General features: G+C 48.5%; 11 protein-coding genes. 3 read left to right on the forward strand and 8 right to left on the reverse strand.

The features are described 5' to 3' along the window. Positions 1 to 33: 33 nt before the first annotated feature. Positions 34 to 996 (reverse strand): SPFH domain-containing protein, encoded by a 963-nt coding sequence (locus tag ACTHTY_RS03205; RefSeq protein ID WP_003683281.1) that lies wholly within the window; start codon positions 994 to 996, stop codon positions 34 to 36. Positions 997 to 1,005: 9 nt separating this feature from the next. Next, positions 1,006 to 1,431, reverse strand: coding sequence for an NfeD family protein (locus tag ACTHTY_RS03210; RefSeq protein ID WP_049353534.1), 426 nt, complete (start codon positions 1,429 to 1,431; stop codon positions 1,006 to 1,008). A gap of 125 nt (positions 1,432 to 1,556) precedes the next feature. Between ACTHTY_RS03210 and ung the strand changes: the two genes are divergently transcribed. Further along, complete coding sequence (gene ung, locus ACTHTY_RS03215; RefSeq protein WP_440366444.1) at positions 1,557 to 2,216, forward strand: uracil-DNA glycosylase; 660 nt, start codon at positions 1,557 to 1,559, stop codon at positions 2,214 to 2,216. Between the two features lie 54 nt (positions 2,217 to 2,270). Here ung and ACTHTY_RS03220 read toward each other — a convergent pair whose 3' ends face one another. The 5 genes from ACTHTY_RS03220 to ACTHTY_RS03240 all read right to left on the reverse strand — a co-directional run bounded on the left by ACTHTY_RS03220 (position 2,271) and on the right by ACTHTY_RS03240 (position 5,938). Beyond that, the gene (locus ACTHTY_RS03220) at positions 2,271 to 3,344 is read right to left on the reverse strand and encodes a sulfate/molybdate ABC transporter ATP-binding protein (protein ID WP_440366445.1); all 1,074 of its coding nucleotides are present in this window, start codon (positions 3,342 to 3,344) and stop codon (positions 2,271 to 2,273) included. Beyond that, entirely contained in the window at positions 3,341 to 4,201 is an 861-nt protein-coding gene (cysW, locus tag ACTHTY_RS03225; RefSeq protein WP_128581013.1) for a sulfate ABC transporter permease subunit CysW, read from the reverse strand. Before cysW ends, ACTHTY_RS03220 begins: the two co-directional genes overlap by 4 nt. Before the next feature lie 83 nt (positions 4,202 to 4,284). Further along, positions 4,285 to 5,121 (reverse strand): sulfate ABC transporter permease subunit CysT, encoded by an 837-nt coding sequence (cysT, locus tag ACTHTY_RS03230; protein ID WP_063069002.1) that lies wholly within the window; start codon positions 5,119 to 5,121, stop codon positions 4,285 to 4,287. Positions 5,122 to 5,281: 160 nt separating this feature from the next. Continuing rightward, a complete protein-coding gene (locus ACTHTY_RS03235) occupies positions 5,282 to 5,731 on the reverse strand; it encodes a DUF4124 domain-containing protein (RefSeq protein ID WP_440366446.1) in 450 nt (149 codons plus the stop codon). 12 nt (positions 5,732 to 5,743) lie between these two features. Continuing rightward, a complete protein-coding gene (locus tag ACTHTY_RS03240) occupies positions 5,744 to 5,938 on the reverse strand; it encodes a hypothetical protein (protein ID WP_036491242.1) in 195 nt (64 codons plus the stop codon). Positions 5,939 to 6,123: 185 nt separating this feature from the next. Here ACTHTY_RS03240 and ACTHTY_RS03245 point away from each other — a divergent pair, with 185 nt between their 5' ends. Both ACTHTY_RS03245 and ACTHTY_RS03250 read left to right on the forward strand, forming a co-directional pair. After that, complete coding sequence (locus ACTHTY_RS03245) at positions 6,124 to 7,752, forward strand: ABC-F family ATPase (RefSeq protein ID WP_440366447.1); 1,629 nt, start codon at positions 6,124 to 6,126, stop codon at positions 7,750 to 7,752. Positions 7,753 to 7,935: 183 nt separating this feature from the next. After that, positions 7,936 to 10,404: a type 1 secretion protein gene (locus ACTHTY_RS03250; RefSeq protein WP_440366448.1), complete on the forward strand. Its 2,469-nt coding sequence runs from the start codon at positions 7,936 to 7,938 to the stop codon at positions 10,402 to 10,404. A 107-nt stretch (positions 10,405 to 10,511) separates the two neighbouring features. Here the strand turns inward: ACTHTY_RS03250 and ACTHTY_RS03255 are convergent, their stop codons facing one another. Next, positions 10,512 to 11,729 carry a D-alanyl-D-alanine carboxypeptidase family protein gene (locus tag ACTHTY_RS03255; protein WP_440366449.1) on the reverse strand — a complete coding sequence of 406 codons (1,218 nt, stop codon included), beginning with the start codon at positions 11,727 to 11,729 and terminating at the stop codon, positions 10,512 to 10,514. Positions 11,730 to 11,821: the final 92 nt, after the last annotated feature.

Genomic DNA, 11,821 nt, shown 5'->3' on the forward strand with positions numbered 1-11,821 from the left:
TTGGGTTTTCAGACGGCCTGATTCAGAACGCTATTATGACGCTTTAGGCTTGTTGCCGTCGATGATTTTCAAACCGGCGGAGACCAAGCTGCCGATGTCGGCAACGTTGGCAGGCATAATCAGCGTGTTGCTTTCTTTAGCCAAATTGCTGAAGGCGGCAACGTATTGCTCGGCAACTTTCAGGTTAACGGCTTCAGCACCGCCCTCTGATCGGACAGCCTCGGCGATTTTGCGGATGGCGTCGGCGTTCGCTTCGGCCACCAGGCGCAGGGCTTCGGCTTCACCTTGTGCGCGGTTGATGCGGGCGATTTTTTCACCGTTTGACGCGTTGATGGCGGCTTGCGCTTCACCTTCGGATTGTTGGATTTCTGCTTCGCGCTGACCGCTGGCAAGGTTGATCTGCTCAATTTTACGACCTTCAGATTCGGCAATGCGTGCGCGTTTTTCACGTTCGGCGGTAATTTGCGCCTGCATGGAGCGCAGAATTTCTTGCGGCGGAACCAAGTCTTTGATTTCGTAACGCAAGACTTTCACACCCCATGCGCCTGCCGCTTCGTCCAAAGCAGCAACGACAATGCTGTTGATTTCATCACGTTCTTCAAAGGTTTTATCCAATTCCATGCGGCCGATGACAGAGCGCAAAGTTGTCTGCGCAAGCTGGGTAATCGCCATGATGTAGTTGCTGGAACCATATGAAGCGAGTTTAGGATCGGTAACTTGGAAGTAGATAATGCCGTCCACAGTCAGCTGAGTGTTGTCGCGGGTGATACAGACTTGGCTGGGAACATCCAAAGGAACTTCTTTCAGCGAGTGACGATAGGCGACACGGTCGATAAATGGGATAAGGATGTTCAGGCCTGCGGTCAGCGCTTTGTGAAAACGGCCTAATCGTTCAACCACATAAACTTCCTGCTGCGGCACAACGATAAAGGATTTGAAACCAAAAACAACAACGACGATGAAGAAGAGGACGATGGGGCTGAGCAGAAATTCCATAATGTTTCCTTATGATGATGGTTGGGAGAGTGTGCGGATAATCAGAAGATTACCGTTTTTGGCAGTAATGACTGCGCTTGAGGCCGTCTGAAAAGTATCTTGAGGCCGTTCGGCTTGTGCCTGCCAGTGTGTACCGCGGTAGGCGACTTCGTAAATATTGTCATGCAGGTGGCGTAGGATGCGGACGTTTTGCCCAATATCCAAATCATCGTTGAGCACTTGGGGAGCCAAACGGTTTTTCAGACGGCCGTGTACCAGCCAGATACCGAGTGCGCTGATGATGGCTGCGGTTAAAACGGCAGCAGAGAAGTGTCCGCTTAATCCGTACATGATTCCGGCGGCAGCCAGCGCTACGCTGACCACCAAAAGATAAACCGTTCCGATAAACAATTCGACAATCAGAACAACGGCGGCGGCAACAAACCATATCGTCATGCGGCATATCCTTTTAATAATCTTTTGATAATCCTTATCATAATGGCAAGAGCTTAAAATGAAAAGGCTAAGGCTGAAAATTATTTCAGTTATAATAAGTCTATTCAAATACGGAGCGGCAAATAATGCAGACTTGGCACGAGGCGATTGGTGTGGAAAAAGAAAAGGCGTATTTCCAAACGATTTTGGAGAAGGTGCGCCATGAAAGGCAGGCGGGGATAACCGTTTATCCGCCCGAGCGCGATGTATTCAATGCCTTTCGGATGACTGAATTCGGAAATGTAAAAGTAGTGATTTTGGGGCAAGATCCGTATCACGGTGCGGGTCAGGCGCATGGTTTGGCGTTTTCCGTCCAGCCTGAAATTGCGGTGCCGCCGTCGCTGGTCAATATTTATAAAGAGCTGGCGACGGATATTGAAGAATTCCAGATTCCTCAACACGGCTATTTGCAGCATTGGGCGGAACAGGGCGTATTGCTGTTGAACACGGTGTTGACTGTCCGCGCCGGTGTGGCGCATTCCCATGCGACCTTCGGCTGGGAGGCGTTTACCGATGAAGTCATCCGACAATTGGATAAGGAGCGCGAGCATTTAGTCTTTATGCTGTGGGGCAGCCATGCGCAGAAGAAAGGCGCGTTTATCGACCGCAACCGCCATTTGGTGCTGACCGCGCCGCATCCTTCGCCCTTGTCGGCGTATCGAGGCTTTTTCGGCTGCAAACATTTTTCGCAGGCAAACGCTTATTTGCAGGCGCATGGTTTAGAGCCGATTGATTGGCAGGTTTAACTAAGATGAAAGGCCGTCTGAAAGCAGATTTTCAGACGGCCTTATGATTTAGTCTCAAATCGAATATTCAATCAGTTCGTTTTGAGAAAAGACATAAACCTGTTTCGGAATCAGCTTCAATTCTTTGCCTTCAGCGATTTGGTAACGCGCTGCATCGCTGCCAGCCAGCGTGATATGCACGTCTTGTTTGTCGTGTTTTACCAAAATATGCGTCAATGCCCCGACGGCGTGGATTTTTTCGATTTTGGCACGGATCATCGGTGTTTCGTTTTCGGCGGCAAGCTGCCATTCGTGCGGGCGGATATAGCCGATGGCGGTTTGCTCCTGCCATTTGTAGTGCGCGTCCAATTTCCACGCGAAGCCGTTGTAATGCCAGATGCCTTTTTCGATTCTGCCTTCAAATGCGTCGGTTTCGCCGAGAAATTCGGTAACGAAGGCGTTTTCGGGTTTGCGGTAGATGGCTTCGGCGCTGCCGGTTTGTTCGATTTTGCCGTGGTTCATGACGACGATTTCGTCGGAAACTTCGAGGGCTTCTTCTTGGTCGTGCGTCACCAGAATGCTGGTTATACCTAGGTTGTGATGGATGTCGCGCAACCAGGTGCGTAATTCTTTGCGCACTTTGGCATCCAGTGCGCCGAAGGGTTCGTCCAAAAGCAGGAGTTTCGGTTCGACCGCAAGCGCGCGGGCAAGGGCGATGCGCTGGCGTTGGCCGCCGGAGAGCTGGTGCGGATAGGATTTGGCGAGGTGGGAGAGCTGCACGAGTTTGAGCAATTCTTCGACTTTAGCGCGGATTTGTTCTTTGGACGGGCGTTCGGACTTGGGCAATACGGTCAAACCGAAGGCGACGTTGTCAAACACGTTCATGTGGCGGAAGAGGGCGTAGTGTTGGAATACGAAGCCGACTTTGCGCTCGCGCACATGCTTGGCGGTTACGTCTTGCCCGTCAAAGAGAATTTGGCCGCCGTCGGCGTTTTCCAGTCCGGCGATAATGCGCAGGAGCGTGGTTTTGCCGCAGCCGGAAGGGCCGAGCAGGGAAACGAGTTTGCCGGTGGGGACGTTGAGGTTGATGTTTTTCAGCGCGTGGAACGCTCCGAAGTGTTTGTTTAAGTTTTGAATAGTGATGCTCATGCTGCGTTCCTTTCGGCGGCGGCGAGTTTTTTATCTTGTAATTTTGTGATGATGTTTTGCACCAGCAAGGTGGCCAAGGCTAAAAGTGCCAATACGCCGGAGAGGGCGAATGCGCCGGTAAAGTTGTATTCGTTGTAGAAGATTTCGACCAAAAGCGGGATGGTGTTGGTTTCGCCGCGGATGTGTCCCGATACCACGCTGACTGCGCCGAATTCGCCCATCGCGCGGGCGTTGGTGAGGATGATGCCGTAGAGCAGCGCCCATTTGATGTTGGGCAGGGTAACGCGCCAAAACATCTGCCAGCCGTTTGCGCCGAGAATCAGCGCGGCCTGTTCTTCGCTGTCTCCCTGCGCCTGCATTAAAGGAATGATTTCGCGTGCGACAAAGGGGAAGGTAACGAATAAGGTCGCCAAAATAATGCCCGGGATGGCGAAGATAATCTGTATGCCTTGCGCTTCCAGCCAGCCGCCCAATGCCGTGTGCGCGCCGAACAATAAGACGAACATCAAACCGGCAACCACGGGCGATACGGAAAACGGCAAATCGAGCAGGGTAGTCAGCAACTGCTTGCCGCGGAAGTCGAAACGGGTCAGCAGCCACGCCATCGCCACGCCCAATACGGCATTGACGGGAACGATAATCAGTGCGGTAATCAGCGTCAATTTGATGGCAGACCATGCCTCGGGATCGGTCAAGGATTGCAGGTATAAATCCCAACCGCCTTTTAAGGCCTCATAGAATACGGCAACCAAAGGCACGACCAGCATCAGCAGCAGAAAGCCCAAGGCGGTAGCAGTCAGCAATACGCGCAGCCAACGCGGTTCGCTCAAGTTTGGATTAGTGGAATGGGTTTTCATGGTAGGGTAGTCTCTATTTATTCTTGTATCCGTTTAGGCCGTCTGAAAAATGTTGCTTGATGTTTCAGACGGCCTGTTGTTTGTTAAACCCTCGCTCCGGCGCGGCGGCTCAAAGTCCATTGCATAATGTTTAAAATCAGCAGGATGACAAACGAAATCATCAGCATAAACAGAGCAACGGCTGACGCGCCCTGAGCATCGTATTGCTCCAGTTTGCCGGTAATAATCAAGGGCAGAATTTCAGACACCATTGGAATATTGCCCGCGATAAAAATGACCGATCCGTATTCGCCGGTAGAGCGGGCAAACATCATGCCTGCGCCGGTCAACAGGGCCGGCGTGATTTCAGGCAAGAGGACGCGGCGGAACGTAGTCCAACGGCTTGCGCCTAAAGTCGCCGCCGCTTCTTCATACTCGCCCGACAATTCTTCCAATACCGGCTGCACGGCGCGGACGATAAAGGGCAGGCTGACGACAATCAGCGCAATCCAAATGCCGATGGGCGTAAAGGCGATTTTGATGCCCAAAGGCTCGAAAAAACGGCCTATCCAGCCATTGGGGGCGTATAGGGTTGCCAACGCAATGCCTGTTACCGCCGTCGGTAGTGCAAACGGCAAATCGACCAAAGCGTTTACTAATCCTTTGCCTGGAAATTCATAGCGCACCAATACCCAGGCAACCAGCGTGCCGAACACGATATTGGTCAACATCGCATAAAACGACATCCGCAAACTCAGCCAGACGGCCGCCAAGACATTGGGTTCGGTAATCGTGTTCCAAAATCCGCTCCAGCCGATTTCCGCTGCTTTGGCCGCCATCATCGCAAACGGCAAAACCACCAAAAGCGACAGGCATAAAACTGTCAAACCCAGGCTGAGTTTGAAACCCGGCAATACAGAAGGCGTTTTGAGTAACAACATAATGGCAACCGTCAGAATTTAATACATGCTTACTTTAACAAGGCCGTCTGAAAACTGGAAAGAATGCTTTGTTTGGTATAAAGACGATTTTGTTATATTGAAAAGATGAAAAGGCCGTCTGAAAACCAAATTTCAGACGGCCTTGCTGGTGTGGTAAATATCAATAGGCAACAGGATCTTGATATGCAGGCTGGCGTTGCGCCGCGTCATAGTTTTCCTGAGCCGAGCGGACAGCTTTTTCCAAACCGTTTATCCGTTCGAGATAGCGGGCATAGTTGCGTTCGTTGCCATAACGCTCTTTTTTGCCTTCTTCCAAATTTTTCTTGGCGGTATCTAAAGCACGCTTGGCTGCGCCGACATCAGCAGGATTGACCGGGGCAACAGCTTCTTCTGCTTGTTCGGCTTTGCTTGGGGACATCGGCGTTGCCGGTGTTGAAACAGGCGCAGAAGTATATACGGACGGTTTGCCGATATTGCTGGCTTTGCAGTTTTTGCCGCCGGCTTGGGTATAGATTTTGCGGCCTGCAGAATCGGTACATTCAAAAATAGGCGCGGCGGAAACCGCAGTTGTCAAAGTGAGCAGTAATGTGCTGATCCAAAGTTTGTTCATTTTTATTTTTCCTTAAAACCATTTCCACCAAACAAACAAAGCCGCAATCATGATGATGTTGGCGAAGAGGATGGGTTTCCACTGTCTGGGCGCGCGCCGCAATTCGGCGCCCGAGCGCGTGCGGCGGATATAGAAAAACGGGCTGAGCAGCATGGAGGCGGCGCATACCAAAATAATCACGGCGTAATAGATTTTGTGCGTTTCCATATCGTTTCTCCGTTTCAGACGGCCTGAAATGCTGACTGCAACGCATTTTTGCGTGAAGCGTTGCATGTTTTCATCTTGCATCGAAATTGGGCGCATTTGCCATGGCCTCAATCCTGAGGTCTTTGCAAAAATATGCTACAATCGCGTCCGATTATAACATTCTATTTATAAAGGTTTTACGAATAATGATTTCTACCAACGGCATCACCATGCAGTTCGGCGCAAAGCCGCTGTTTGAAAACGTATCCGTCAAATTTGGCGAAGGCAACCGTTACGGCTTGATCGGCGCCAACGGCTCAGGCAAGTCCACCTTCATGAAAATCCTCGGCGGCGATTTGGAACAGACTGCCGGCGAAGTAGCAATTGAAAACGGCGTGCGTTTGGGTAAATTGCGCCAAGACCAGTTTGCCTACGAAGACATGCGCGTGCTGGACGTAGTGATGATGGGCCATACCGAAATGTGGGCGGCGATGACCGAGCGTGATGCGATTTACGCCAACCCCGAAGCTACCGAAGACGACTACATGAAAGCCGCCGAACTGGAAGCCAAGTTCGCCGAATACGATGGCTACACCGCTGAAGCGCGCGCTGCCGAATTGTTGAGCGGCGTGGGCATTTCCGAAGATTTGCACAATGCGACCATGGCAGAAGTTGCCCCGGGCTTCAAACTGCGCGTATTGCTGGCGCAAGCCCTGTTCTCCAAACCAGATGTATTGCTCTTGGACGAACCGACCAATAACTTGGACATTAATACCATCCGCTGGTTGGAAGGCGTGTTGAACCAATACGACTCCACCATGATTATCATCTCGCACGACCGTCACTTTTTGAACGAAGTCTGCACACACATGGCGGACTTGGACTACAACACCATCACCATCTATCCGGGCAATTACGACGACTATATGCTCGCTTCCGCCCAATCGCGTGAGCGCGCCCTGAAAGACAACGCCAAAGCCAAAGAGAAACTGCAAGAGCTGCAAGAGTTCGTCGCCCGCTTCTCCGCCAACAAGTCCAAAGCCCGTCAGGCAACCAGCCGTCTGAAACAGGCAGACAAAATCAAATCGGAGATGGTCGAAGTCAAACCTTCTACCCGTCAAAACCCGTATATTCGTTTTGAAGCCGACGAAAAAGCCAAGTTGCACCGTCAGGCAGTGGAAGTTGAAAAACTGGCCAAACGTTTTGAAACCCAGTTGTTTAAAAACCTGAACTTCATCCTTGAAGCAGGCCAACGCCTTGCCATCATTGGCCCGAACGGCGCAGGTAAATCCACTTTGCTGAAACTCTTGGCAGGCGCATACAACTCCGAATATTCAGACGGCCTGTTGCCGGACGAAGGCACCATCAAATGGGCAGAAAAAGCCAGTGTCGGCTACTATCCGCAAGACCATGAAAACGACTTCGACGTCGACATGGACCTGAGCGAATGGATGCGTCAATGGGGCCAGGAAGGCGATGACGAACAAGTCATCCGCGGCACTTTAGGCCGCTTGCTCTTCGGCAGCAACGATGTCGTGAAAAAAGTGAAGGTTCTCTCCGGTGGTGAAAAAGGCCGTATGCTTTACGGCAAACTGTTGCTTTTGAAACCCAATGTTTTGGTCATGGACGAACCGACCAACCACATGGACATGGAAAGCATTGAATCCTTAAACATGGCGCTGGAAAAATACAACGGCACGCTGATTTTCGTCTCGCATGACCGTCAGTTCGTATCTTCATTGGCTACCCAAATCATCGAATTGGATGGCAAAGGCGGATATGAACACTACTTGGGCGATTACGAAAGCTATCTGGAGAAAAAAGGTTTAGCTTAAATCTTTACTAACGATCTAATAAGGCATTGAGATGCCGTCTGAAAATTTCTATATTTTCAGACGGCATTTTCTTTTCAAAATTAAACAATAGTATATTGAACTTTTATGCCAAAATTATGACTAATAAAAGCTTTTTGAAAAAGAATAATTCAATATTACGACATTTTTGAAGGAATATATTAAATGGTAAACATTAAAACAGCAGTGCCCGATGCCTCTCAATATGGTGCAAAACTTGGCTATACGACTTATGAGGCAGAACAAAGTGAACTGAAAAACGGCGTTGTTAAAAATGCCTCTTCTTCAGAAGCAGAACGCGCAACTGCCCGTGAAGCAAGCGGTCAGGCATATGTTGATTTGCCGACTAATGCATCTGTGTCATTTATTGCACAAGCAGATGCCAATGCCGTAACCATCCGTTATACCGTTCCTGACGGTGAAAGCGGTAAAGTAAAAGTCAAAGTCAATAATACAGTGATCGGTACTTTGGATTTATCTTCCAAATCTAACTGGCAATATTTGGATAACTATACATATCATCCGAATGACGATATTAAAGTTCATGATACGCCCGCGGCAGATAGGCTTGCCCGCTTCCAATTTGACGAAGTCAGCCAATTATTTAAAGATGCCCATATCAATAAAGGAGATACAGTTACCATCACTAATCTCGACAGCACGCCTGTAGGCATTGACTTGGTTGACTTGGAAAAGGCACCGGACGCCATTAGACAGCCTGAAAACAGTGTCAGCATTACTGATTTCGGCGCAGTCGCCAATGACGGCTCGGATGATTACCAAGCATTTATGGCTGCGATTGAATCTGCAAAAGCATCTAAAAAATCTGTTTACATTCCTGAAGGTCAATTTGATTTTTCACGACCGATTTCTCTTTATGTTCCTGATGGCATTAAGATTACCGGTGCAGGGCAATGGCACACTAAGTTACATTTTTTGAATACAGAAGCTGCTAAATACGATGATAAGGGTTATGCGAGCGGTGGCGGTGGTATTACTTTTGAACCCGGTAGTAAAGATATAGATTTGGGCAATCTCTCTATGGATTCAAATCTAAATTCAAGACATGATGAGAAAGCCAATTATAAAGGGATATCCGGTACTTTAGGTACTGGCTCTTCTATTCACGATATCAAAATTGAACATTTTGAAGTAGGTGTATGGATTGGGGATTATTCTAAAAACAAACCTTTAAATTACACTGATGGTTTGACTATCTCCAATGCCACTATTCGTAATAACTTTGCAGACGGCGTTAACTTTGCACAAGGTACCAGCAATTCCACTGTTATCAATTCCAATATCCGCGGTAATGGTGATGATGGCTTAGCAACATGGTCAAGTCATCATGAGAATACCAATGCCCATGTTGCTGAAAATAACCACTTTTTAAACAATACCGTTGAATTAGGCTGGCGTGCGGCAGGTATTGGTATCTTTGGCGGCAAAGGTCATGAAGTAGCCAATAATCTTATCAAAGATAATGCCAATTGGGGTGGTGTACGCTTAAACACTGTATTCAAAAACAGCCATAATTTTGATTTCAATGATACGGGTATTTCCTTTCATGATAACTTGCTGGTAAACAATGGGACTAATACGGACACATATGGTCGTGTTAAAGGTTCTATCGATTTGGAAGAAGGCAGGGATTATGCTACTCCAGAAAAAGTTATTTTGGGAGAACTCAACAATATCAAAATTGAAAATAACACTATTGTGAATAATCTTTCCGACCAAGAGATTACTAAAACCCGTAATCCTAAAGAAGGCAATATTCCGGAGCCTGTAAACGAGACTACATTAACCATCGAAAATAATCATAGCCTTTCGGTAGCAGAAAATACTTCTGCAAAAAATGTAGCGGAAATAGATGATCACAGTCTTACCCAAGCTGCGAATTATTTAGGTGCTGATAATATCATCACAATTACAGACAGCAGCCATGCTCTTGTCAGCGGCGGCGATGGCAATGACCGTATCAGAGGCAGTTTGGGCAATGATACGATTAACGGTGATTCAGGTGATGACATCATTTTCGGCTATGATGGAGACGACTGTCTTAATGGCGGTCTTGGTAACGACTCTGTACATGGAGGCAATGGCAACGATACTTTATGGGGCGAAAGTGGCAATGACCGTTTGAATGGCGGCGATGGTAACGACGTTTTGTTCGGCGGACAAGGAACCGATTACTTGGTAGGCGGCAAGGGTGCCGATACTTATGTTTTCAGTCTTGGAGAAGGTAAGGATACGATTGTCGATAATGTGGGCGAACATAATGCGTTGCAATTCGGCCAAAATATCTCTGTTAATGACCTACATATTGATGCCATCACTGATATTCGAGGCAATATCGATTGGAAAATTACCATTAAGGGATCAGAAGGGAACAGCATTACCATCAATGACCAATTCGTTTCCGGTAACACTAACAATGCCGTGATTGATACCTTCCGTTTCGATGAAGGCACATTGAGCCTGCAAGAGTTGATGGGTAGGTTGTCAGGTAATGGCAATATCAGTAATTTGTCAGACGTCAATACGCATACTGAGCGCATGAGCTACTCGTCTGCCGATACGGCTGATGTTCACGATGACACAGCATCTACCGCCAACGCTGGAATCATCTAATTGATTGTGTGTTAGATTGAATAAAAAAGGCCGTCTGAAATCTGGCAAACAGGTTTCAGACGGCCTTTTTGTGGCTTATCTTGTTATGGGTAATCGTTTAGAAGGATTTAACTGAATAAACCTTTAAACCACAACACAATCGCGTCCCACATACGGCGCAACCAGCTGCCTTCTTCCACGCCGGTCAGGGCGACGACGTCTTTTTCGGCAATGACTTTGCCGTCTTTCATGACTTTCAGTTTGCCCAATACTTGGCCTTTTTCAATTGGGGCGAGGACGGGCTGAAGCGTTTCTAAGATTGGTTTGACGTTTTTGCCGGTATCGTGGGGAATGGTAATGTAAACATCGTCCAAGAAACCGATATCTACGGCTTTGGTGCTGCCTTTGTAAACTTTGACTTGGGAAATCACTTCTCCGCCGTTGTAAAGTTTAGGCGTATCAAATGCCTGCAATGACCAGTTGAGCAGTTTGCTGCTTTCGCTTGCGCGCGCTTCGGTAGATTCGGCACCGGCAAGGATGGAAACAATACGGCGGTTGTTGCGTTTGCTGGAAGCGGCAAGGTGATAGCCTGCACCTTCAGAATAGCCGGTTTTCAAACCGTCGATACTGCTGTCGCGATAGAGCAGGAGATTGCGGTTGGGCTGCTCGATATTATTGTATTTGAAAGATTTATTTGCAAATAAAGGATAATATTTCGGATAGTCGTTGATCAGCGCGGCTGCCAAAATGGCTAAGTCGCCAACGGTTGAAACATGGCCGTTAGAAGAAATACCGGTCGGGTTGTTGAAGTGGGTGTGCTTCATGCCCAAGCGTTTGGCTTCTTCATTCATTTGTTTGACGAATTCGTCGATGGAGCCGTTGCCGATGGCTTCTGCAAGGGTAATGGCGGCATCGTTGGCCGATTGGATGGTTGTACCCTTAATCAAGGAGCTGACGCTGACAGGCACTTTGGGGTCGAGGAACATACGCGAACCTTCGACTTTCCATGCAGCATTGGAAACGGTCAGCATTTGGCTTGCTTCAAGTGTACCGTTTTCTAATGCTTTAAAGGCAAGGTAGGCGGTCATCATTTGCGTCAACGCGGCAGGTTCGATAGGCGCGTCGGCATTGTTGGATGCCAAGGTTTGCTTGCTGTGCAGGTCGGTAACGATGTAGGCGGTCGCCGCGATTTCCGGCGGCGTTGTCGGGCTGTTGATGCTGTGCAGCAGCGGCTGCGTTTGAGCCTCGCTTTGTGCGGCAGGTGCAGATGCAACCGGGTCAGCAGCAAGGGCAGGGGTATTCAGGAGGGCAGCAAAAATTAAGCTAAGTAGCGTTTTTTTCATCATTATTTGTAGATTTGAATATGAGTGGACACTGTTTCAGAGTAAACAGTTTGACATATTAAATAGATATTAAGCGGACATTATACCGTCTCATT

It is taken from the genome of Neisseria sp. P0019.S002 (assembly GCF_051957155.1).
Classification (GTDB): domain Bacteria; phylum Pseudomonadota; class Gammaproteobacteria; order Burkholderiales; family Neisseriaceae; genus Neisseria; species Neisseria perflava.